The 22,837-nt window shown below is 35.6% G+C and carries 20 protein-coding genes and 1 pseudogene; 12 read left to right on the top strand and 9 right to left on the bottom strand.

What is annotated here, in order from left to right; all coding sequences use genetic code 11:
• The first annotated feature begins 30 nt into the window (after nt 1-30).
• The 3 genes from F6K15_RS23655 to F6K15_RS23665 all read left to right on the top strand — a co-directional run bounded on the left by F6K15_RS23655 (nt 31) and on the right by F6K15_RS23665 (nt 3,262).
• Complete coding sequence (locus F6K15_RS23655) at nt 31-2,379, top strand: hypothetical protein (RefSeq protein ID WP_293065134.1); 2,349 nt, start codon at nt 31-33, stop codon at nt 2,377-2,379.
• A gap of 233 nt (nt 2,380-2,612) precedes the next feature.
• Nucleotides 2,613-3,041: a hypothetical protein gene (locus tag F6K15_RS23660; protein WP_293065137.1), complete on the top strand. Its 429-nt coding sequence runs from the start codon at nt 2,613-2,615 to the stop codon at nt 3,039-3,041.
• Entirely contained in the window at nt 3,038-3,262 is a 225-nt protein-coding gene (locus F6K15_RS23665; protein ID WP_293065140.1) for a hypothetical protein, read from the top strand. The genes F6K15_RS23660 and F6K15_RS23665 overlap by 4 nt, the downstream gene beginning before the upstream one ends.
• A 273-nt stretch (nt 3,263-3,535) precedes the next feature.
• Here the strand turns inward: F6K15_RS23665 and F6K15_RS23670 are convergent, their stop codons facing one another.
• Together F6K15_RS23670 and F6K15_RS39110 are read right to left on the bottom strand one after the other, a co-directional pair.
• Nucleotides 3,536-3,766, bottom strand: coding sequence for a hypothetical protein (locus tag F6K15_RS23670; RefSeq protein ID WP_375341085.1), 231 nt, complete (start codon nt 3,764-3,766; stop codon nt 3,536-3,538).
• Between the two features lie 63 nt (nt 3,767-3,829).
• The gene (locus F6K15_RS39110; RefSeq protein ID WP_375341086.1) at nt 3,830-4,087 is read right to left on the bottom strand and encodes a hypothetical protein; all 258 of its coding nucleotides are present in this window, start codon (nt 4,085-4,087) and stop codon (nt 3,830-3,832) included.
• A gap of 337 nt (nt 4,088-4,424) precedes the next feature.
• Here F6K15_RS39110 and F6K15_RS23680 point away from each other — a divergent pair, with 337 nt between their 5' ends.
• The 3 genes and pseudogenes from F6K15_RS23680 to F6K15_RS23690 all read left to right on the top strand — a co-directional run.
• Nucleotides 4,425-6,599, top strand: coding sequence for an ATP-binding protein (locus tag F6K15_RS23680; protein WP_293065149.1), 2,175 nt, complete (start codon nt 4,425-4,427; stop codon nt 6,597-6,599).
• 76 nt (nt 6,600-6,675) lie between these two features.
• The gene (locus F6K15_RS23685) at nt 6,676-7,236 is read left to right on the top strand and encodes a WYL domain-containing protein (protein ID WP_293065152.1); all 561 of its coding nucleotides are present in this window, start codon (nt 6,676-6,678) and stop codon (nt 7,234-7,236) included.
• Nucleotides 7,206-8,297: pseudogene (locus tag F6K15_RS23690) on the top strand (IS701 family transposase); the annotation flags it as partial. The gene F6K15_RS23685 and the pseudogene F6K15_RS23690, both read left to right, overlap by 31 nt.
• A 175-nt stretch (nt 8,298-8,472) precedes the next feature.
• Here F6K15_RS23690 and F6K15_RS23695 read toward each other — a convergent pair.
• Nucleotides 8,473-9,405, bottom strand: coding sequence for an Rpn family recombination-promoting nuclease/putative transposase (locus F6K15_RS23695; protein ID WP_293065155.1), 933 nt, complete (start codon nt 9,403-9,405; stop codon nt 8,473-8,475).
• A gap of 295 nt (nt 9,406-9,700) precedes the next feature.
• Here F6K15_RS23695 and F6K15_RS23700 point away from each other — a divergent pair, with 295 nt between their 5' ends.
• Genes F6K15_RS23700 through dnaB form a run of 5 tightly spaced genes read left to right on the top strand, consistent with a single transcriptional unit; the run spans nt 9,701 to nt 16,685 of the window.
• Nucleotides 9,701-10,807: a tyrosine-type recombinase/integrase gene (locus tag F6K15_RS23700; RefSeq protein ID WP_293065157.1), complete on the top strand. Its 1,107-nt coding sequence runs from the start codon at nt 9,701-9,703 to the stop codon at nt 10,805-10,807.
• Between the two features lies 1 nt (nt 10,808).
• A complete protein-coding gene (locus F6K15_RS23705) occupies nt 10,809-12,257 on the top strand; it encodes a tyrosine-type recombinase/integrase (RefSeq protein WP_293065160.1) in 1,449 nt (482 codons plus the stop codon).
• A 1-nt stretch (nt 12,258) separates the two neighbouring features.
• Nucleotides 12,259-14,538 carry a site-specific integrase gene (locus F6K15_RS23710; protein WP_293065163.1) on the top strand — a complete coding sequence of 760 codons (2,280 nt, stop codon included), beginning with the start codon at nt 12,259-12,261 and terminating at the stop codon, nt 14,536-14,538.
• On the top strand, nt 14,519-15,382 hold the full coding sequence (locus F6K15_RS23715; protein WP_293065165.1) for a DUF6262 family protein: 864 nt from the start codon (nt 14,519-14,521) through the stop codon (nt 15,380-15,382). Before F6K15_RS23710 ends, F6K15_RS23715 begins: the two co-directional genes overlap by 20 nt.
• Nucleotides 15,372-16,685, top strand: coding sequence for a replicative DNA helicase (dnaB, locus tag F6K15_RS23720; protein ID WP_293065166.1), 1,314 nt, complete (start codon nt 15,372-15,374; stop codon nt 16,683-16,685). The genes F6K15_RS23715 and dnaB overlap by 11 nt, the downstream gene beginning before the upstream one ends.
• A gap of 427 nt (nt 16,686-17,112) precedes the next feature.
• On the opposite strand, the gene F6K15_RS23725 is transcribed toward dnaB, so the two are convergent.
• The 4 genes from F6K15_RS23725 to F6K15_RS23740 all read right to left on the bottom strand — a co-directional run bounded on the left by F6K15_RS23725 (nt 17,113) and on the right by F6K15_RS23740 (nt 19,116).
• Nucleotides 17,113-17,433: a hypothetical protein gene (locus F6K15_RS23725; protein WP_293065169.1), complete on the bottom strand. Its 321-nt coding sequence runs from the start codon at nt 17,431-17,433 to the stop codon at nt 17,113-17,115.
• Nucleotides 17,434-17,609: 176 nt separating this feature from the next.
• A complete protein-coding gene (locus tag F6K15_RS23730; RefSeq protein ID WP_293065172.1) occupies nt 17,610-17,855 on the bottom strand; it encodes a hypothetical protein in 246 nt (81 codons plus the stop codon).
• A 42-nt stretch (nt 17,856-17,897) separates the two neighbouring features.
• Nucleotides 17,898-18,188, bottom strand: coding sequence for a DUF5674 family protein (locus tag F6K15_RS23735; protein ID WP_293065173.1), 291 nt, complete (start codon nt 18,186-18,188; stop codon nt 17,898-17,900).
• Between the two features lie 169 nt (nt 18,189-18,357).
• Nucleotides 18,358-19,116: a hypothetical protein gene (locus F6K15_RS23740; RefSeq protein ID WP_293065174.1), complete on the bottom strand. Its 759-nt coding sequence runs from the start codon at nt 19,114-19,116 to the stop codon at nt 18,358-18,360.
• Nucleotides 19,117-20,117: 1,001 nt separating this feature from the next.
• Here F6K15_RS23740 and F6K15_RS23745 point away from each other — a divergent pair.
• A complete protein-coding gene (locus F6K15_RS23745; protein ID WP_293065176.1) occupies nt 20,118-20,693 on the top strand; it encodes a hypothetical protein in 576 nt (191 codons plus the stop codon).
• 272 nt (nt 20,694-20,965) lie between these two features.
• Here F6K15_RS23745 and F6K15_RS23750 read toward each other — a convergent pair whose 3' ends face one another.
• Nucleotides 20,966-22,015: a hypothetical protein gene (locus F6K15_RS23750; RefSeq protein WP_293065179.1), complete on the bottom strand. Its 1,050-nt coding sequence runs from the start codon at nt 22,013-22,015 to the stop codon at nt 20,966-20,968.
• Nucleotides 22,016-22,530: 515 nt separating this feature from the next.
• Nucleotides 22,531-22,743, bottom strand: coding sequence for a hypothetical protein (locus tag F6K15_RS23755; RefSeq protein WP_293065180.1), 213 nt, complete (start codon nt 22,741-22,743; stop codon nt 22,531-22,533).
• Between the last annotated feature and the right edge of the window lie 94 nt (nt 22,744-22,837).

The raw sequence follows: 22,837 nt of genomic DNA on the forward strand, positions 1-22,837 counted from the left end.
GTTTGCTGTATAAATAATCAGGAGAAAAATATGACTCAAACAACCGATTTTTCTAATTTTGCGACCGAATACCCAAACTATTTTCCAGGGCAATATTTATTAGAAGAAGACTTTCAATTACAACATAAATATTTAAGCGATCGCCTTCGTTACCAAAAGCAAAGTCTTCATGTTTCAGGAATAGTTGAAGGACTAGAAGTTGAAGAAATTCAAACAGATCAAAAATCCGTGCTGATTAAAGTTGGTTCAGCGATAGATAATCAGGGAAATCTGATTGTTTTAAAATCAGATACAACCTTTTATGAATTTAATAATCTTAGCCAAGGGGAACTTTATATTCAATACTTTGAAGATAAAGACGCTCAACAACAAAATGAAGTTGCAGATAGCTATACACGGTGGAAAGAATATCCAGAATTGGCTTTTGCTGAGACAACACCAGATACAGGTGTAAAGTTAGCAAAAATCACCATTTCTCAAGGTAATATTACCGATATTAATACTGATATTCGGGAATATTCAGGATTATCTTTACCCAACTCTAATGGTAAATCATTGACTCTTCGTTCTGGAGGAGATACTAACTCTAACTTAGCCGTTTTAACAGGCAGTTTAAAGCTTGATGGGGATTTAATAGTTGATGGCAATGTGGGAATTGGGACAACAACTCCTTCTGCTCCTCTACAGGTACAGGCCACAAACCAAACGGCACCAAATAATAATGGCCTGTATATTTTTAATCCAACCGATAGTAATGAGGAACACGCTATTCTCAGCCTTCGAGTTGCCGGAGCAGATGGAGGAAATCCTTTCGTGTCTTGGGATGTAGCCAATGAGTCTGGCTGGGCAATGGGGATTGATAATAGCGATGGTTATAAACTCAAGATTGGGCGTGATTGGAATTCTTTAGCCAACAATACCTCCATGACTTTAGATACAAATGGCAATGTGGGAATTGGGATGACAACTCCAGGGGCGAAGTTAGAAATTAGTGGAGATTTGAAGCTAGAAAATGGAGTAGCGGTGAATAACATTTCTAGTGATGTTAATCTTAGTGACAATAATGATCTGACAATAGCAACTGCAAGAGCAATCAAAACCTATGTCGATAATACCAAAGCACTACTTGCTGGTTCTGCCAGTCAAGATTTTTCAGCAAATAGCCTATCAGCAAATAACCTGTCAGTCGTAGATTTGAAGCTACAAAATGGAGTAACGGTGAATAACATTTCTAGTGATGTTAATCTTCGTGACAATAATGATCTGACAATAGCAACTGCAAGAGCAATCAAAACCTATGTCGATAATACCAAAGCACTACTTGCTGGTTCTGCCAGTCAAGATTTTTCAGCAAATAGCCTATCAGCAAATAACCTGTCAGTCGTAGATTTGAAGCTACAAAATGGAGTAACGGTGAATAACATTTCTAGTGATGTTAGTCTTAGTGATGATAATGATCTGACAATAGCAACTGCAAAAGCAATCAAAAACTATGCTGATACCATCAAAACCTATGCCGATAATACCAAAGCACTACTTGCTGGTTCTGCCAGTCAAGATTTTTCAGCAAATAGCCTATCAGCAAATAACCTGTCAGTCGTAGATTTGAAGCTACAAAATGGAGTAACGGTGAATAACATTTCTAATAATGTTAATCTTAGTGACGATAATGATCTGACAATAGCAACTGCAAAAGCAATCAAAAACTATGCTGATACTAAAGCACTTGGTTCTTTGAGTCAAGATTTTTCAGCAAATAACCTAACCGTTTCAAATCTTGCCTTTGATCCATTTTCTGAGGTATCGGAAACCAGACAGATGATTGACTTGTGGGGAGATGGGTATGGCATTGGGATACAGAGTAACACTCAATATTTCCGCACTGGCAATCACTTTGCTTGGTATAGAGGTGGTAGTCATGATAGCGATCAACTAGATCCAGGTACTGGCGGAACAGTACTGATGGTCATCAAAAATGACAATGTGGGAATTGGAACCAATGATCCAGGTGCAAAACTGGAAGTAATAGGAGGGACAACAAAATTAGAGCAAGAGGCATGGCAGACTCCAAGCTTTCAAAATAGTTGGGTCAATGCTTTGCCGACCCTTTATAATTTGGCTGGATATTTTAAGGATAGTTTGGGAATTGTTCACTTGAGAGGTTTCGTAAAGAATGTAAGCAGCAATCCGAGCAATTTGATTTTTACCCTCCCCACTGGTTACACACCACCACGTCGAGAACTTCACATTGCATGTTCAGAGCAAAATCCAGGTCGGATAGATATTGAGGCTAATGGAAAAGTTAGTCTACAGGCAGGAAGTCGAGCTTGGATCTGTTTAGACGGTATTACTTTTAGGGCAGCACCACTAGAAGAATAAGATATAGTCAATAGCTCTTAGTTCTATGTTTAGGGCGATCGCTTTAACCGCTCAACAAATTTTTCTAGTGGAAATTAGCGATCGCACATAGATCCCAAAGTGCCTCTAGATCAGGACGTACCCAAACAAGAAACCGGGTTTATTGCCCTGATTATTTGTTCAAACCACGAAATTCATTTGATAAACTCGGTTTCTGTATAAGTCCTCTATATTTATTTAGCTGATATTAAACTATGGCAGACTTCATTCTCATAACAGGCGATAAAGCTAACTTTAACCCTACCTTTGGCATAGCAACTGTCAATGTACGTCCAGGGGATTTAATTGGCACAGGTAAGAGTAAAATCAACCAGAAACTCGTCTGTGTGGATGGGGATGAAAAAAATGTGATTGTTCCTGGTTGTCTTTACAAGACTGCCCAACATACTATTCCAGGGGTAGGAATGATTTTCATAGAATCCTTGGCAGGCAATCAAAAAGCCAAAAAGACTAAATCTGGGGGTAAACCTGTATTACTCAAAGGAGCATTATTCAATGCTAAATTTAAAGTGCTCGCTCCTGCACAACAACCGTCAACACCGAATCCTATTCCCGATACTACCCTCGAATACCTTGGTAATGGTACATTTATGACAACGAATATGAAGGTAAAAGGAACATGAAAGAAAAATTAGAAAAACGTTTAGCAGAACTGAAAGCTGAATTTGAATCAGGACAGAAGGTTATGGCAGAATATGAGGCTAAAGTCGCTAATTTACGGGATACTTTGCTTCGTATTAGTGGAGCAATTCAAATTCTGGAAGAAGAGATATCGAAAGAAAATGAAACAGACAAAGAGAACGTTATCCCTGAAACAGTAAATGCAGAAAAGACCAATTTATGACCAAGAAATAAGGTCTGATATAGAATTCGGTTCAACAATGAATAATGAATAATGAATAATAAATAATTACCTCTCCTTGAAAGAAGAGGATTGACAAAGAGATGAAAATTTTTCTTTATTATCCCCTTAAAAGGGGAGGCTTTAAACCACAATTTTTCGGTAATTAGCCATTGCATTTGTCATTGCGACTTACACTCCTTGGAAGGAAGCAATTTCAGGGGTTTTGCGAGATTGCTTCCCTTCGGTTGTAATGACAACTGTTTAACGAGGATCTCATCTATTTTCCCGAAAATTATTCCTAGAATGCTGGCGCATTTGTTCAATAAATTCAGGATATTTTTCCATATCTTCTAATGATTTTAAAGGTGGATAAATTACTCTATCTTTCCTTTCATTTACTTTATCGACATAAGCAGAGAAAGCGTCATCATCATCTCTATGAGATAAAACATAACTTTTTAACTCTTGATAAGTCATAGTTTTAAAATTAGGTTTTTTATTCATTTTATCAAAATAACATGGGTCTAAAACCCCGCCTTTTAAGGCGTAATATTTTTGGAGCGGGGCTTAAATCCCCGTTACAAAAATAACTTCTGACTTCTGACTTCTGACTTCTGACTTCGTTAACCATTCACCACTAGGTTTAATTTCAATCTCAATATCTTCCCCAATTAACATAAATATATTCTGACTACGCTCATCTAATCTGATCAAGTTAATTGGTAAATAAAATCTTGTTACCCAACAAGATAGAATATAACATTGTAAGAGTTGTGCTTGTGTAGGAATAATTTTTTCTCCAAAAGCTGAACAAATAATATTAATTGTAACACAATAGTCTAGTAGTAGACTGTTTCATCTTAAATGTTGCAATAGATGTAGGTTGGGTTGAGGGACGAAACAAGGGCAACAATCTTTATCCCGTAAGGACTCAGGATGCTTAGTCCCTACCTTACTCCCTAATGCACTGTTTTAGATGAAACAGTAAGGTTGTGTTGGGTTTCCCTTCGGGAAGCTCCGCTAACACTCCGTACCGCTACGCGGAAGCAAGCTACAACCCAACCTACATTTTTGGGTGTGTCAGTCTACTACGAAAAAAGACTGAATAATATTACGATAAAATTTTAAGATATCCATTCTACAATTACCTAAGATACAACCTATGGTAGAACCATTAAAAGCCAATTTACAAACTCATAATACAGAAACAAAAACCTTTAAGAAATCCATCGCTTCAGAAACAGAAATCACACCAGATATTAATGGATTATTACCTCTTATTCAAAAATTAGATCGACGAATTACCCAATTTATTTCTACTATCCAAAAACACCGTCAAACTGAACAAAAATATGGCATAACATGGATTAACAAAACAGAGATAGCAGATGATGAAACCTCTAGTCAAATTCCTGCAAATTCTCTGATTTATTGGTTACAAAATACTTTTGAATTATCTCCTTTTGACTTAGATATTTTAACAGTCACCCTAGCACCGGAAATAGATAGAGAATATGAAAGACTTTTTGCTTATATTCAAGATGAAACAAACCACAAAAAACCCACAATAGATTTAGTCTTAAACCTATACTGTTCTAATATTCTGGAAAAACTCTCACGACGTCAACATTTTACTACCAATGCACCTCTAATTTCTAATGGTTTACTCTATCTCTCCTCAGAATCAACATTCCTTTCCCAACATCTTATTGTTAATCCGCAAGTTGTCAGATTGCTATTAAATCAACCAGGATTAGATTTCCGACTCACTTCTTATTGTCAATTAAAAGAAACAAAGATATCTGCCGATATCTTATATCTCAATTCTGATATTCAAGCAAAACTACAAAATTTAGTTAAAGAAGATTGGCAAAAACAAGAACCCCTACTGCTTTATTTTCAAGGAAGCGATCACACAGGCAAATGCAACACAGCCCAATTTCTTGCCCAAACCCTAGAAATTCCTTTATTAATAGCTGATTTAGCCAAATTATTAGAAGATAAATCTAACTTCCAAGAAAACCTACAATTAATATGGCGAGAAGCATGGTTTTTTCAGCGATTATTATATCTGGAAAACTTGGATGTTCTCTACCTCCCAGAAAATCAAATTCCCTATCAATCTTTTCTGAGAGAAATCGAAAAAAATAGAGGTATTACCATCCTCTCTGGAATCGAAGATTGGCTGCCCACAACCACAGGAGTAAAAGGATTAATTACAATAACTTTTACAATTCCAGAATCCAGTCAACGTCGAGAAAATTGGCAAAATTATCTCAACAAATTAGAAATTAGTATAGAAAAGAAAGAATTAGAAATATTAAGCGATCGCTTTCGTCTCACCCCAGACCAAATAGCTAATGCAGTAGCCACTGCCTATAATACCACACGTTGGCAAGAAATATCTGAAACTAAAAATGAATCTTTAAACAATACTTCCACCAAAAAATTCCCACTCTCATTTATTAACTTATGTAGTGCAGCACGCCATCAATCAGGTTACGATTTAACAAATCTAGCCCGTAAAATCGAACCCAAATATACTTGGGATGATATAGTATTAAAGCCCAAACAACTAACACAACTACAAAATATTTGTAAAGAAGCAGAATATCAAAATTTAGTACATAATCAATGGGGTTTTGCCGATAAATTATCATTAGGAAAAGGTTTAAATGTTCTGTTTTCTGGCACTCCAGGCACAGGAAAAACAATGGCAGCAGAAGTCATTGCCCATCACCTACAACTAGACTTATACAAAATAGATTTATCGCAAATAGTTAGTAAATACATTGGCGAAACAGAAAAAAACCTCAACCGAATATTTACCGCAGCAACCAATTCAAATGCCATTCTCTTATTTGATGAAGCAGATGCCTTGTTTGGAAAACGTACAGAAATCCAAGATGCTCGCGATCGCTACGCCAATATTGAAGTCAGCTATTTATTACAAAAAATGGAAGAGTATGAAGGCATTACCATATTAACTACAAATCTTCGTAGTAATATGGACGAAGCCTTTGAAAGAAGACTCCGATTTATTATCGAGTTTTCCTTACCAGATACCGAGCATCGTCTCCTAATTTGGCAAAAGATATTTCCCAAAAAAGCACCTTGTAGCCCCGAGCTAGATATAGAATTTCTGGCAGAAAATTTTGAGATTACTGGAGCAAATATTCGCAATATTGCCCTGACAGCAGCATTTTTAGCAGCAGATGATAAAGATAATAATAGAGTAATTGAAATGAGGCACTTAATTCGAGCCATACGTCGAGAGTACGACAAAATGGGACAAATTCTGTGGGATAAGAATTTAGGTTCGTATGTGGATACCTAAGCCAAAAGCGATAACAACTCCATAGCTCCGTTCTCCCCAGTCTTCATTGGAGCCAAACTCAGCCCTGATACTGTTGATGAACTTAATAAAAGAGATAGATTCGCGGATAATATCCGCGAATCTAGCTATTCATTCCGATGCAGCTTGGTTATTGCAGATAGTATTTTTCAATGATGTCTGGTATTTAGGCTGTGAATGTGTGGGAGGTTCTTCACATGGTTTATTGCGGTTTGAGCGTTTAGATAGGTTATATATTAGTCAATATTTAGGTAAGTCTCGCTCTCAGAAAGAACAGCGCTCAAATTTAGAAAAGTTACAAAAACTTTTAGATGCTAGTTTCGGGATATTTTTAGGTTATTCTGCTGAAGACCAAAATAAATTTTTGAGTAAAAACTCCTCAGACAAAAAGGAAGTAATAGTAACAGTTGAATTGTGGTTTGATGAAGAAAAATTTAAGTTTGCCTGTGAAAAAACAAAACGGTTTCCATCCAGAAATTTGAAAATGTCACCACCTCCTAAAGGTAGTAGTTTTGTCAAGGATGAGGAGTATCAAAAAGTTTTCTGTTTGCCTGGTACAAAAAATGAACATTTTCTCCATCGCTTTGAAGTAAAATCAATCAACGTCGTCTCGAAATAATTAACAAACGTTCTCAAACCAAATTCAAGAAAGGGTTTAGCTTAATTTTAGACGACTCTGGACACCGAAAAAGCGCACCGCCTGCGCTGAGGTTTCCTCAGCGTAAAGACGGAGCAAGAAGCGGTAATTTTACATCGGGAGTAGGCCGACAATATATTGGAGAAATAGGCAAAACAGATAATGGAATAGTGACTGTAACAACTCATTATTATGATGGTAAAAAAAGCTTACCTTTAGACATTGAATTATATCAACATTCTAGTTCTTTACCAGAAGGAAAAGATGACGAATTATTTCAGAAAAAGCCAGATATAGGAATAGATTTAATAGACCGCACCCTGGCCAGAGGTCTGAGTCCAGGAGTAGTGTTAATTGATGCAGGTTATGGCAATAATACAACATTTCTGAAAAAACTCGGGAGTTAGGGAATTAAAATATTTAGGAGGCATTGCAAAAAACCGAAAAATAGTAGTTAAACAAAAATCCAACGAAGAAATAGAAACTAGAATAGATGAATTAGCTAAAAGCATACCAATAGAGGAATTTGAACCAGTTATCTTAAGTTTAGAAAAAGCAAAAACCGTTTGGGTAACCACGTTTACAGCATCAACTTCGCGCCTTCAAGAAGAAAGAACTTTTGCTATCGTTATGAATGCTAGTTCTGTAGAAGAGGCAACAGAAATTGATTATTTTATCACCAATGTTGAGCCTTAAAAAGTAACATCTGAGTGGATAGTAAATAGCTACTCAAACAGAAATTGGATAGAGGTTTTTTACCGAGAAGCAATCATGATGGTTGGGATTAAAAGAATATCAAGTAAGAGATAAATGGAGTCTAGAACGCCATTTTGTTCTGGTATTTTGTGCTTACACTTTTATCATTTGTCATAAGTTAACTGGGGGACGTGCATTGGCAATGGGGAAATAAACCTTTGAAGACATTTACTGATGCTTTAGAAGCTTTTCGTACAGCCATGTCTTTCCGTTTTTTTAACTGGTTAACTAACAACATTGACGTCTTTGCCTTTCACAAACAGAGTTTGGGCTATATTTGGGCTTAAAAGTTGTGTAAGTCCCGTTAGTATTGCTCTTTCTTAACTATCCAGAGTTTAGAGGTCATCTACAGCTAGACTTGCAGCAGCAGTTAATTGTTTTTGTTGATAGCGATCGAGGATGGCGATCGCTATCGATACCCCTATAAGAAGAGGTAATTATTAATTGTTAATTATTAATTGTTTACTCTTCTCTTTCTCTTTGACTCTCCAACCAATTTTCTACATCTGCAATAGTTTTCATATCAAAAATTTCCTCCCCTAAAATATCTAATTTTCCCAAAGATAATTGTTGGATTTGACTCTCAATTTCTGGAGAAATTTCTCCTAAAATTCGCCGAATAAGACGCAATATTTGTTTAACTGCTTCCTCAATTTTTCCTTCTTCTCGACCTTCTTCTTTAGCCTCCTGTTTAGCTAAACTAATCTCACCTTTCCTATCCCCAATAAATACTTCTTGTTTATGTAACTCCTCTAATTCCTCATTACTTAGATTAGCTCGGTTAGCAATATTTAACGCTGCTTCGATTTCTGCTACTTCTCCAAGAGAATCAGGAATTACTTCTAAATTAGGAGCAGATTTAAGGAAATAAATCCATTTATCACTCTCAGTTTCTAACTCTGATAATTCCTTGTTAAATTTAGGTAATTCTAAAAATATTAGTCTTAACTCATCTCGATAGTTAAATGAATCTTTCTCTTCCTTGAATCTAAATTTATTAATCATTCTTTTTGCTTCTTTGAATAGCACAAAATCTGTAATAGTTAAAGCAATAAAAGGTTTTAAGGTTCGATATCCTTCCCCAGTGTCTAACTGATTGCCATAAGCTTTTGCTAGGTTATAAATTACTCTTTTTTCAAATGCTTCAACATTCAATACTTGCATCTCAATTATGACTGTAGAGCCATTATCTAATACGGCTCTAACATCAAGATAAGTATCCTTAAGAGTTTGAGTAACTCCTGGATTATAGGGGTCAATTATTTCCAGAGATTGTATAGTATGATGATTGTTATAAACTATAGCATTGAGAAAACTAATTAATATTTGTTTACTGCGGTTTGAACCGAAGATTTTTTTAAAGGCAAAGTCGGTTTTCGGACTGATAAATCTCATAGTTATATTGTTTATAAATAAAGGAACGAATGTTAGAGTTGATTTTTTTCTTATTAATTGTTAATTATTAATTACTGAACTTCCAAATCCAAATCAAGAGTTAACTGCCCGTATTGTTCCCACAACTTCATTCTCCGTACCTTCTGGGTTCGGTTCCAGTCATTACGGTCGAAATTAAGATGGCAGACTGATTATAACAACAACAATATTATATTACTTAATATAGAAAAAAACAACAATAACCACATAAAAATTATGTTAGAGTAAATCTACCAAAGTTTTCCACGAAGTAAAAGTGATAAGTATAGAAAGAGCAATCGACCCTCAAACCAAGGAAAGATTTTGCTGTGTATTCAACACCGAAACTTGCTTACCCATTGAACCTATCCAAAGATACTTAAACTACTGCCGTAAGCGACAACTAGCAGCTAATACAGTCAATACCTATGCTTGTCGCTTAGTAGATTTTTGGCACTGGCTAGAGTACAAATCTCTCAACTGGCAAGATGTAAGTTTAAACGAACTAGCAGATTTTCTCAACTGGTATCTCCTTGGCGGAGATATCGAAGTTATCTCAGAAGAGGTTAGAAAAGCCGTATCAAAACGTAGTTCCCGCACTGTTAATCTGGCAGTTACAGCAATTCAAGGGATGTATGAGTTTCACGTTGTAGAAGGTAGAATAAACGCAAAAAAATTTACTAAATTGGCTCATGGTTCGGGCAAGCGTGGTGGTTTCTTAAGAGGGATTGTTAAAAGTACCCCAGACAAAAGAAAACGCATCAAGGTAAAAGAATCAAAAAACTTTCCTGGTTGTCTTACTAACCAGCAAGTAGCTCAGTTAGCTAATGCTTGTTACACTTATCGAGACAGGCTGATAGTGATGCTGTTGAGAGAGACAGGAATTAGGCGTGGTGAACTATTGGGTTTACACCTAGTAGATATTCAAGACTTTGATAGCAGAGGAAGAATCAGGATTGTTCGCAGAGATAATAATCCCAATGGTGCAAAAGCCAAAGGTACAGAGAGAGAAATACCCGTTCTACATAACCTTGAGCAGATACAAGATACATTTCAGGCTTATTTACTAGAAGAATATCCCCCAGAAGCAGAACAACAAAAACATGGAATGTTATTTGTCAATCTAGATGGCAAATATGCAGGTAAACCCATGACCAGTGCGCGTTTAAATAATCTGTTTTACCAACTCAAAGACAGGACAGGAATTGAAGCTCATCCTCACTTATTTCGTCATACCTTTGCTACCCGTATGCTCCAAGCTGGCTATTTAGACCAATATGTACAGCAGTTATTGGGACATAAATCTATCGCCACCACTAAAGATATTTACTCTCATGTCTTAGATGAGATGAATTTAGATGCTTATTTAGCAAAAGAAGAATAGAATGTTAACAGTTGAAACATTACAGGAAAGGGTAACTAACTCTGAATTGGGTCGGAAATGGATTAATGACCCTTTAATGAATCAAGATGTTTGGTCATTAATAGAATTGGGTTATAGTTCAGAAGAATGTCGGATTAATGGACGCTATAATCTCCACTTAAATAATTTTTCATTACCCTGGTTACAATTTTTATCCAAATTAACAATTAGAGCGACAGCCAGACAGAGATTTTCAATGGGAAGAATTACCCATCGCGTCTGTGATTTAAAGCTTTTAGATAAATATTTATTTTCTCAAGGATGCGTTGACCCAAAATTAATAACTGAATCTTTATTAAATCAATTTATTGCTCAGAGTAGTAGTGTAAGTCGTAAAAATACCATTACCTATGCAATTAATCTTTGGAAAGAAGAACAATGGCTTGATATTTATTTTACTCCTACTCGCAATCAAATAACTACTCCTAAAATTGAGGTCATTCCTGAAGAAGTTTTATATCAGGTATATGAAAAGTTCGACCTCTTACCAGAACCCTTAGAAAGATTATTTCGATTGCAATTAGTTCTGGGTTGTCGTATTGGAGAAATTATCAAAATGCCACGTCAATGCCTAAAAAATGAAGGCGAACAGTGGTTTATATTACGTTGGATAGAAAAGCGCCAACACTGGCGATATTATCAAATACACCCTCTAGTGGCGGAATTAGTTCGAGAACAGCAAAGATTTCTCCACAATACATTTGGAGACAATTCAGATTTTGATAAACTCTTCTGCACGACCTATTTATCAAACAAACTCAATATTCCTCTGATAGAAAAGTTTCAAAGATTACCAAAATATCAACCCAAAACTATCAGCAGACAACGAATTAATGTCTTGTTAAAAAAATTTTGTGAAGTAGCCGACTTCAAAGACAAGTACGGCAACAAATTTCAACTTACCAGCCATATGTTTCGTCGTACTAAAGCTAGCATTATGGCTTATTGTGAAGCAGAAGATGAATATATTGCTGGGGTTTTGGGTCATGGCTCTTTAGATATGTTGCCACACTATCGCAAGCGTTCTTTGGAGAAGCTAGAGAAAGATGCTGATACTAAAGGCTATGTGGATATGTACGGTCAAGTAACAAGTTTCAAACCGAGAAAATGCAGATATGAAAAATTAGCTGAACTACTGAAAGTTAATACTCCATTAGGGGAATGTCATCGACCTACAATGTTAGGTGATTGTCAGTATCGTTACGCTTGTTTGAGTTGTGACCATCATCGAGTAACTGAAGAAGATAAACCTAGATTAGAAGCTGATTTTCAATATTTACAAGAAGATTTACGACAAGCTCGAACTCAAGGACAACAGAGGAGAGTAACAGAAATCGAACGGATATTGAAATTAATTAAAAATCGACTGCAAGGATTAGTACAACTACAAAATATTAAGGAGAAACATTAAAATGTTTAACTCTAAAGACACGCCTAAAAAACTTAATATTAAGCATCCATCAATTTCATTTCACCCGACGCTTAAAGAGAGATTAGAAGTTAATTGGGAAGAGGAATACAGCAATGAGTTTATTTGTCCCCAATGTAATCAAGGAATTTTAAACAAGTTCTCTTATAAAGATAGCGCACTGTGTAAACTTAGACTCAAATGTAACCAATGTCATAAACTTATAAATCTGACTTGCAATAAAACTCCTAAGCGTCCACGAATTTCAATTCATTCTACTCTTCAAGGAAAATTAGAGGTTAATTGGGAGAATGAATATCATAATGAGTTTACTTGTCCTCAATGTAATCAAGGAACTTTAAATAAATTTCAATACTGTAAAAATGCTGCTTGTAAACTAAGATTAGCTTGCAATACTTGTGATAAAGTAACATTTTTGAGTTGTCAACTTAGAAAACATCCAGTAGTTTCGATTCATCAAACTCTTTTTGACAAGCTACAAGTAGATTGGAAAGAAGAATACAATAATGAATTTACTTGCTTTAAATGTAATCAGGGAAAACTAGATAGATTTGTTGACTTTAAAGGTCTTCATAATGTAAAATTAGGATGTAATTTTTGTGGACACAAAACTACTCTTAGCTGTCAAGTTTCACCACATATTCATGGTTATCGTTCTGATTTAATTTGCCCAAATCCTCTCTGTACTCAAATTGGACATAATGGACAGAAAGGCTGGATTTATGAAACATTCAATCAAGAAAACAGTAATTGTAGCAGTAATTGTAGATGCTATTTCTGTGGAATAAATTTCGACCCAACATCTCAAAGTAATAGCAGTTGGATTGGTAATCAAAACAAAGATGAATTATTACCTTTTTGTTTTGAAGATGACATTTGGAATTTTCGACATTTTATTGATAACCCACAAGCTAAAACACTAAATTTTCGTTCTATCAAAGTTCAGTGGTATCGAGAGCAAGTTAAGGGATACCTGCATTTTTTACTTAAAACAGGGAATTATACTTCTGTTACTGTGCCCGTAAATTCTTTATTAACTTTACGTCAGTTTGGTCGGATATTATACCAGCATAAAATACAACAAGCTAATCAAATTAGCCGTCAATTAATATTAGTATTTTTAGATAATTACAGAGCCAACTGTAATAGAACAATTCGAGAAAAATTGTATATCCTCAAAAACTTCTTTGACTGGTTAGGTTTAAATGCAGTCAACTTAGTTCGTCTTCGCGACATCCCTAAAGTTAACTATGACAATCCCGATTGGTTAGATGAAATAACTCGAAAAGCTATCAAACAACATCTATCTAAAATTCCTCTTCCTATTGCCAATCAATATTTAATCCAAGAATACACTGCTGCTCGTCCTAATGATATTTGTCAGATGAGCCTTGATTGTTTAGTAGAAGAGAATGGGAAATGGTATATTAGGTTTTATCAAAACAAAACATCTCGATGGCACCAAATATTTGCTACTCGTGAAATACGTCAAATAATTGAGAAGCAACAGCAATGGGTAAGACAAAATTTAGGCTCAGATTATGCTTATTTATTTTGTCATTTTCGGAGTATTAGACAAGAATCTTATCCAGCTTTTGAGAATATCAAACCTCTACCCAAACCACCAACAACAAGTGCTGGAGAAAATCCAATGGTTCGTATAATTCGTATGTTAATAGAAAACGAAGATATACGAGACGCTAACGGACAACAACCACACTTTACAGGAAAAATTACCCGTCATAGTCGCCTACAAGAAGTTCGGACTAAATATGGGATAGAAGCTGCTCAATTATATGCCGACCATCAAAGTAGTAACACCACATTTCAACATTATGCACCGCCAACTAAGGAGCAAATAGCAGAGGTAGACTTACCATTTCAGAAACTTTTGATGAATCCTGATAATAAATTCTTACCCTGGCAATCTCTACCAGAAAGTTTACTACAAAACCCGAAAGCCCACGAACTAGATTTAGAGATAGCACCGCGTTTAGTAGTTTACGGACACTGCGCTCTCGACTCAAAAACACCCTGTCCGGTCAATCTTTATCCTAAATGTTATGGGTGTTCAAGTTTTCGTCCGAGTACAGGAAAATTACCTCTCTACGAACGTCAATATCAAGGCGAACAACAAAGGTTAATAGATGCAGAAAAAGCAGGAGCAGAATTGGCATATGAAGAAGCTAAAGCTACGATTGAAGCAATGGATAAATGGCTTCCCGAACTGAGGAGATTGGCTGATGGCGAAGAAAAAGCATAATCGGGAAAAACAAGCTGAAGTCTTACGTCGCACCCAAGCCCAACGTAAGGAACAGAAAAAGGAGCAAGTGCTAAAGGCAATACAAGAAATACTTGCTCAAAAGAAATCCTTAACTTTTGCTAATATTGCCAAAGTAGCGGGTTGTTCTGTTTCTTATCTCTATAAATGGGATGAAATCAAAGTCTATATCCACGAACTTCAGCATCAAGAAAATACTCAACTTAATTCATTGGAAGAAGTTGAAGCCAAGCCCCATAGCTTGAAAACTTTACATGAAGTAGCTCGGCAACGCATCAAGAATTTAGAAGCGGAAGTTAAAGCTCTGAAAGAGCAAAATGAACTACTTAGAGGTCATGTAGTCGAAATCTATGAACTTCGAGATGAATGCGACCGATTAAGGAAACAATTACGGGAGTTAATCAATTCTCAACACTCATCTAGTAAAGTGATTCCAATACAAACACCTTTAAACGATAAAAAAGTGTCTACTTCTAGACCTGAACTTGAAGAAACTCCAGAAAAGATTATTGACTTAATTCAAGATATGGGACTAAATATGGGAACAAAACTTAAAAAAGAGATTAGCAATCGCGATCCTCAAAAAGTTCGATTAGCAATTGAAGCATTTCAACAATATCAAGCTAATCATCATATTAATAGTCAAGAAGCTTGTTTATTAACTATGATTCGTTCTGAAGCACAACCAAATACCTCAAATGAAGGATTCAAGCCAATCTCTAATCCCCGGAAAAATATTGTCTCAGAGGAATCTAATCCAGAATTGCTTACATTAGAGCAACTTAAACAACTTAGTAGTATTTTTGACTCAAACTATGAAAAATAATTATTCACCTCCCCAAAATATTGAAGCAGAGGAAAGCATTTTAGGAGGCATTCTCTTAGATCCGAATGCTATAAACAGAGTAGCAGATTTATTATCATCTGCAGCTTTTTATATCATAGCTCATCAACGCATCTATCAAGCTGCATTAGAACTTTATCATCAAGACAAGCCAACCGATTTGATGACCGTTACTACTTGGTTAAAAGATCGTCAATTACTGGAAAAAGTGGGAGGTCAACAGAAGTTAGCTCAATTGGTTGAGCGAACCATTTCCGCAGTAAATATAGACTCTTATGCTGCTTTAGTTATAGACAAATATCAGCGTCGCTTGTTAATTGGTGCAGCTCGTGAAATTGAAGAATTAGGCTATGATACAGCTACCGAATTACCCGTTGTCATCGAACAATCAGAGGCCCGACTTTTTCAAGTGACGGTTGATGAAAAAGATCCTTTTCAACCTCAGTCTATTGATGATTGTCTCCGAGATGTTTTTAATGAATTAGAGCAGGGGCAGTCTCCTGGTTATTTAACTGGATTAGCCGACTTAGATCGACTAATAGGAGGACTCGCTAGAAAGGATTTAATTATTATTGCAGGTCGAGCTTCAATGGGCAAGACTTGGTTTTCTATTTATCTGGCTAATTATGTAACAGTAAATTATCAAGTTCCGGTTATCTTTTTCTCTGCCGAAATGTCAAAAAATCAATTAACTAAACGATTTTTAGCGATGCACTCTGGAATTGATTCGGCTCGACTCATACGGAATCAAATCTATCGGAATGAATATGAGATGCTAGTGAAAGGATTAGGGGTACTTAGAGAGTTACCAATTATTATTGATGACACTCCAGCTATGACTTTAACAGCAGCGAGAATGCGGTCTGTTTTACGCCGAATCAAGGCGGAGAGAGGAACTATTGGTTTAGTGGTTATGGATTATATTCAAAAGCTAGGAGATAGAGCTGCCGGGAATAGAGCGCAAGTCATCGGCAAGTTTTCTGGGGCTTTTAAAGATATGGCAAAAGAGTTTGATTGTCCATTTATTGCTTTAGCACAAATTAATCGAGGAGTAGAAGGACAACTAAATAAACGTCCTTTGATGAGTGATATTAAAGATTCGGGAGATATAGAACAGGACATGGATTTAGGGATATTACTTTATCGAGATGAATACTATAATCCAGAAACAAAAGAACAAGGAATCCTAGAAATTAATGTGGCTAAAAATCGAAATGGAACAACCGGAATGTGTAAAGTTAAATTCAATCCGATAATTGGAGCATTTCTACCATTTGGAGTTTAGACTAATCTACTCCTAACTATAACAAGTATAGCAATCCTATTTTATTTGTGTATAAAAATCTTACCGCTTTTAGGGAACACCGGAGCTGGCAACAAGCAACAGGCGAGAGTTTCAGTTTTTTTATCTACTTTTTGATTTGTCACAACATAAGCACGGATTGCTATATAGGAGAGCCTGCCTTGGCTGACAAAAATTAATTAAGACGAAAAGAGGCTAAGAGAAAAGATAGAAGACATAGCAATTTTTTTGTAGCTGTACACGCTTATCATTCTCTCAATTATCTTCTTTTCTGACAACGCCCAGATTCTTGTTTAAACTGTAATCTATTATGAAACCTTAAAAAAATATAAAATGAGAATCCTTTCGATTTACTTTGTGGAAGGTCAGTAGCCAAACATTCATTTAGTAAGCATTCCACACTGTAGAATCAATATAAGACTGAGCAGAGAGCTTTTAGATTGTCAACTTCACAATTAGCAGGATTATGATCTAAATGAGCCGTAGTTAGTGTAAATCGTTGAGGTTTGGTAATTCTGATAGTGCCGTGTTCATCGTCTTCCACCACTTTGTACAGATGAGACAACCATTCTGGATGATAATCTCTCAGCCATTGTTCGGTCTGCTTCTGAGAGATTCCGGGAGGTCGGCATGGTCGCCCGCACCATTCACAAGTCCAATTAGCACTTTGTTTTATGGATAAAGCGATTTCTTTCCAGTTGTCTGGATACAAATTTAGATTTATGGGCATTATTTCTTTCCATGTATCAGCTTCAATTACTAAAGCTATTAACCTCAAAAATTTACAACCAAAATATCTAATTTTCTGTTAATAAACCAGACATATTCAGCAACCTTTCTGACCAAACATTAGCTTTATGACTTACCTCACTCCGGAGTTCATTATCATTCCAAATACTTACCCAATTATACTGCCCGAAGTGCTAATGTTATCTGTAATTCAACAAGTTCAGCAGCAACTTCTACCTCTGTATCAGGAGCAGTCCATTCAATAAAAAATTCACTTTCTTTGAGCAAATTTTCTACCAGTTCTTGATTAACTGTAGACTGACAACGAGATTTAATTCGAGCTAAATTCGAGGCAAGATTTCCCAAGCGTACAGGAATTTCATCTCTCAAATATCTTTCTTTCATGCGTTTCCAATTTCTCATAAATTTCCTAATAACTGTTCTACAATTTGAGCAACCCGCGTTCTAATAACTGGGTCTTGAATTTCCACCCTCCCGATTATTTTGACGAGGACGAATATTGATTAGAGATTCATAACCCACCTCTTGTGTAAGTGGATACCAATCTGCTCCCCAAATATCTACTTGCCTACTTCCGTTTTCTAATAATACAGCTTCACAATCCGCGTGTAGTTCTCCACCACCAGCTAAAATGCCTTTTTCTATATCTACTGCTAGTTTAATATAACTATTTAGAGTAGCTAGCATTTCATTCATTTGTTCTTTAGTAGCACGGTCTCGGAGTAAGTAAATCATTATTTCGTCAGAATAAATTGTTAGTATTTTATCAGATGACTACTTTGATTATCAAAAATTTATGATTGTAATTTTTCTACTTATGCGAGAGGTATTAAATAATAAATAATAAATAATAGCACTCCCAATTTACCAGAAAAAGAGTGCCTTGTCACCGCTTTTTAATTTCCTATTCTTCCTGATTTCCCAACAAATTTTTCACAGACTTCAATGCCTTCAAATAAGTCTCTCGTTGTTTAAGTGAACCATACTCTCGTAGCTGTTCTTTAGTAAAACCAAACCCATTACATAAGTCTTTCAATTGTTGAATACTTCGTTCCTCCACTGGCACATAATAAGCCCCCACAGACTTAGGTTGAGACTGATGATTGTTCCCATTACCATTAGATTTAACTATACTTAAATCCTCAGATAAATTCTTTCCATTAGTAGGAGCAGAACCATTAGATTTACCTCCTTTTTTTGACCCATTACCATTAGACTTATGACCATTTGATGTACCATTTTCATTACTATCATCCTCATCAAAACCAACAGTAATCACATCAATAAGTCCAGAATTATCACCACCATTAGGTTCATCGGGACGGTAAGGAGTATCAGACAAATCATCAGCATCAGGTAATTCCTTCAAATCAATCGAATCATAATCCCCTGATCGAATTTTTTCTACCTCTTGCCAAAAACCTAATTCTAATTGATCTTCACCAGCAATCTTAGTAGCATTAACAGCCTTAATAATCTGAATTAAACCAGACTCCAAAGCACCCTTTAAAGTCTTCTGATTTTGATGTCGCTCCTCATTAACTGCGTGTTCATTTCTGAGCTGAACTAACTGACGTTCTAACTCTTCAATCCGAGATTCTAGAGAGTCTCTAGTAGCATTAGTAGTTGAGTTTATAGCCTCTTCAAGTCCAACAAAAAGCATAATTAATTCTCCATTAATTGAATTGTAAAAAATTTGTTCAGCAATCCTGAATATTTCTAAAAATCAGTAGCGTGGGAATTGCTGTTGTTACTTATTATAATCTATTATATTGATTTGAAAACTACTCTACCATTTAACTATTTAATGGGAATAATAGTGATAATATAACTAAATATTATCTATCCAGATCAAGGAATAACATTTACTGAAATTAGTCAGGCTAAAATCAGGAATAAGGAATAACATTTTCTGTAGACTTTAGAGCAAAAATTCCTCTGATTGTTCTGGAAAAGGTGCTACTAAGAGACTGTGTCTTCCTCTCAAAATATGTATTTCAATTGTGACAATGATTCCACTAATTATTTATCTTGGTATTTAGTATGATAATTAAACATTTTGCTCTGTTTTTTTGCTCAATATAAGTGTATAAAAGCGATATTGCTAGCAAATAATTATCTTGCTTATTATAAGCCCAAGTAATTGAAGAAACCACGGGCAAAGAAGGAGCCAGAAGACCGGGAGTGCCGAGCATAAAGTAAAACTTTCCAGGTTCTTAATAGGTGTCTAGTCAGTAGTAGACAGTAGTTAGAAGTACAGGTGTACTACAAATAATCAAGACGAAAGTTAAATACTCATATTAGGTAGGTTTAGTCCTACCTAGTTTTTGGGACATCATTTTCAGTCCACAACTGTCAGTTAGTTTGTCCAAATTATCGAAAAACTTGGCCAACTTTCAGTAAAGATATTTTTGATTTACATATTTGATTATTGTCTACTATACACTCTACTAAATAGTATATACTAGACAGTATAGTAGACAATAAACTAAATGCTCAAATTTCTGTAAAACATATTTTACAGATATATTAACAGATAATATACTAGACATACTACTAGATATATTAGTAGACAGTAGTTACTAGACAGTAAAAAACAAGAGGTGTCTACTACCTACTAGACACTCAATCATTACTTACTAGACAGTCAACAAAAGGGCCACTATGAAAGTTACAGAATTATTAAACAGATATAGATTAAAAACTCGTCAGGCATTCTACGATCGCGTCAAGAGCTTAGACATCGTCTTACCAAAAGATGCCAGAGGTCATAGCTATGCCACTCCTGAACAAATTAATTTGTTAGATCAACTTCATGATTACCTCAGAACTCCCGGCACTACATTAAGTGGCTTTGTGCCAGTATCTCCAACAGGTGTCGTGCAAGTAGTAGACACCCCACTAGACACCTCTAATGGGACATCTATTACTCAAAGCAATGAAAAAAACTTGGAATATCCAGATGAAAATCAATCTCTTGAATTATTGGAACAGCTAGTCGGAGCGATCGCCGCTAATATTCAAGCTAAAAGTCCCATTTGGTACCACGACGAATTAGAGAAAGCTGCTATCGGGGGATGGTTACTTTCCACTGCGGAAATTAAACATTTAATAGGAGTAAAACCTTATTGCAAAAAAGGTTCTGATGTTTATGAACGTGGTAGTTGGCAATTCATCAAAGTAGGAAAAATAGGAGGTGCAACAGCTTGGAGAGTCAAGAAAATTATCATGGAAATTTAACTACTTCAGATAAGTAGAAATAAGTTTAGATGAATGAATAAATAATAAATATTAAATAATAAACTATCTATTTTAAATATTTTTGTATACTGTCTTGTGAGCAGTAGACATATTTACTAGACACCCTCATAACTCAAATAATTAATGATGCTTTGCTCCGGCTATAATTGTTATATCTAATGAAGCAGGATTGGAACAAATAATCATAAATTTCTATAGATTATCGTAGGTTTCTAAGAACGGCTCGCGAATATAGCAACGTCGGGAGTATGTCAACGTTCTTTTTGCGAGGCAGTATACTCTTTCTGCTCAACAGCTTGCTCGACAGTATTAGCAAACTCTAAAAACTTCTTAGTCTCTTCTGGACTCAGATTTTCTTCGACAATATTTCCATCTGCTGAACCTTGAAACACTTCCTCTCCACTTGATTTAGATGTGATAGAAATATCACCATCACTTGTTCTTTCAAAAAAGTAATTAGTAGTCCCGTGATAGTCTTTTTCTTGGAGGTCAAGAAAATTGTCAACAGCTTCAAGTATTTTTTTATTAGCAGCTTCGTCTACTTTCTCAGCAAAAGTCACGAAATCTTCTGTTTGTTCTGCACTAAGTTGGTTTGTTATAGTACCACCCTCATCCACAGTAAACAATTTATTCTTGTTATCGCCATCACGAGCGCTAATTGATATTTCTCCATTTTCAGACTTTTCCAGTATATAATTAGCAGTTTCATACCGTTCCGACTCTTGCATTGTCAGAAAATTATCTACCCCATCTGCAATAAGTTTATTTTCTGACTGTTCGTAGTCATTCTCTGACTCCAAGGCTTTGTTTGTTTCATTATTTCCTTCTAAATCATTGCTTTTTTCTTGGACTTGTTCGCTAAAATTAACAAACTTTTCGGTTTCATCTTGAGTGAGTTTAGACTCAATATTTCCTTGTGCATCTTGATGAAAAACTTCACCTCTATCGTCTTTAGTGTTAATTGAAATTTCCCCATCCTCCCTTTCAAGAATATAGTTCTTGGTCTCATAATGATCGGTTTGAAGTAGATTGATAAAATTATTAATTCCCTCAGCTATAAGTTGATTATTAGAACTATTATCTTCAATTTGCTCTAGCTGATTATCAAAATTAGCAAGTCCCGGATTAATTTCCGATGAGACTTCAAGTTGTGCATCAAAATTTTCTAGCTCCATTTTTTCTTTTTCACTTAGTTCAGGGGTGGTTGATGAAGTTTTTGAGCGTTCATCAAAATCCTGCAACTCTGTACTTGGATCTAGTATTAAATTAGTCATATCATCATCAATACTCGTATTATCCATGTTTCCTCCACACGTCGTTTTTATTCTTGAATTAGTTAGAATTTTATTGTTCAAGCCTGATAAATACACTGAAATGTAGCTATAATTTTGATGTTATTCCTTTGAAATGATTTTTTATAGATTTCCTAATAAGATTCATACAGTCTGGAAAAGCTGGAGAGAGCAATACAAAGCTACTCTAACTCCAGTCCCTTATAGACCGAGTGTCAACTCAAAGCGATTACATAGATTGAGTTGGATAATGGCGATCACTTTTAAGTTTATTCTCTGGGCGATCGCTGGTTTGTTTTTAGTGTTCGCCATAATGCTATTACCTAATTTGTTGTGGGCGACCGCTTTTTTTGCAACCGCCCTAATTGTCAGTCCAATTGTTCCTGTTCATTGGATTGCAAAACTGGCAATATTTACATTAATAGTACTCAGGAACAACCTCGTACTATATAGTAAGTGGTTACTTTTGCTTAATGCTATTGTTTCCCTCCGTTCAAAAGACTACCTAGAAGGCGTAGAAACAATCACCTATAAAAATTCGTTGCCCACGCATCTTTCTCTATGCGCTGCCTCTGTACCAAATTTTTTGAATCTCTTGTCAATCTTAACTTCCCCGCTGTGATTGCAGCATCTAGTTTTGGCAAAAGAATGCGTACTTCTTCAAGTGTGCCATGTTTTACTACCTGAGCAATCATCTGCGCTATTTCTGTTAGCTCTACATCCATCTTTACTTCCATTAGTCCATCTCCTTTTCCTATCTAAATTACAATCATCTGCTTCCAACTAGAAGTGTCGGCACTTTCTCATCCACAATAGTTTCAATATTTTCTG

The sequence above is a fragment of the Okeania sp. SIO2B3 genome, from assembly GCF_010672525.1.
Lineage (GTDB): Bacteria > Cyanobacteriota > Cyanobacteriia > Cyanobacteriales > Microcoleaceae > Okeania.

Bases quoted from the DNA above. Each gene is read 5' to 3' on its own strand.
- F6K15_RS23655 (WP_293065134.1), top strand. From the start codon at position 31: ATGACTCAAACAACCGATTTTTCTAATTTTGCGACCGAATACCCAAAC.
- F6K15_RS23660 (WP_293065137.1), top strand. From the start codon at position 2,613: ATGGCAGACTTCATTCTCATAACAGGCGATAAAGCTAACTTTAACCCT.
- F6K15_RS23665 (WP_293065140.1), top strand. From the start codon at position 3,038: ATGAAAGAAAAATTAGAAAAACGTTTAGCAGAACTGAAAGCTGAATTT.
- F6K15_RS23670 (WP_375341085.1), bottom strand. From the start codon at position 3,766: ATGAATAAAAAACCTAATTTTAAAACTATGACTTATCAAGAGTTAAAA.
- F6K15_RS23680 (WP_293065149.1), top strand. From the start codon at position 4,425: ATGGTAGAACCATTAAAAGCCAATTTACAAACTCATAATACAGAAACA.
- F6K15_RS23685 (WP_293065152.1), top strand. From the start codon at position 6,676: ATGAACTTAATAAAAGAGATAGATTCGCGGATAATATCCGCGAATCTA.
- F6K15_RS23695 (WP_293065155.1), bottom strand. From the start codon at position 9,405: ATGAGATTTATCAGTCCGAAAACCGACTTTGCCTTTAAAAAAATCTTC.
- F6K15_RS23705 (WP_293065160.1), top strand. From the start codon at position 10,809: ATGTTAACAGTTGAAACATTACAGGAAAGGGTAACTAACTCTGAATTG.
- F6K15_RS23710 (WP_293065163.1), top strand. From the start codon at position 12,259: ATGTTTAACTCTAAAGACACGCCTAAAAAACTTAATATTAAGCATCCA.
- F6K15_RS23715 (WP_293065165.1), top strand. From the start codon at position 14,519: ATGGCGAAGAAAAAGCATAATCGGGAAAAACAAGCTGAAGTCTTACGT.
- dnaB (WP_293065166.1), top strand. From the start codon at position 15,372: ATGAAAAATAATTATTCACCTCCCCAAAATATTGAAGCAGAGGAAAGC.
- F6K15_RS23725 (WP_293065169.1), bottom strand. From the start codon at position 17,433: ATGCCCATAAATCTAAATTTGTATCCAGACAACTGGAAAGAAATCGCT.
- F6K15_RS23730 (WP_293065172.1), bottom strand. From the start codon at position 17,855: ATGAGAAATTGGAAACGCATGAAAGAAAGATATTTGAGAGATGAAATT.
- F6K15_RS23735 (WP_293065173.1), bottom strand. From the start codon at position 18,188: ATGATTTACTTACTCCGAGACCGTGCTACTAAAGAACAAATGAATGAA.
- F6K15_RS23740 (WP_293065174.1), bottom strand. From the start codon at position 19,116: ATGCTTTTTGTTGGACTTGAAGAGGCTATAAACTCAACTACTAATGCT.
- F6K15_RS23745 (WP_293065176.1), top strand. From the start codon at position 20,118: ATGAAAGTTACAGAATTATTAAACAGATATAGATTAAAAACTCGTCAG.
- F6K15_RS23750 (WP_293065179.1), bottom strand. From the start codon at position 22,015: ATGGATAATACGAGTATTGATGATGATATGACTAATTTAATACTAGAT.
- F6K15_RS23755 (WP_293065180.1), bottom strand. From the start codon at position 22,743: ATGGAAGTAAAGATGGATGTAGAGCTAACAGAAATAGCGCAGATGATT.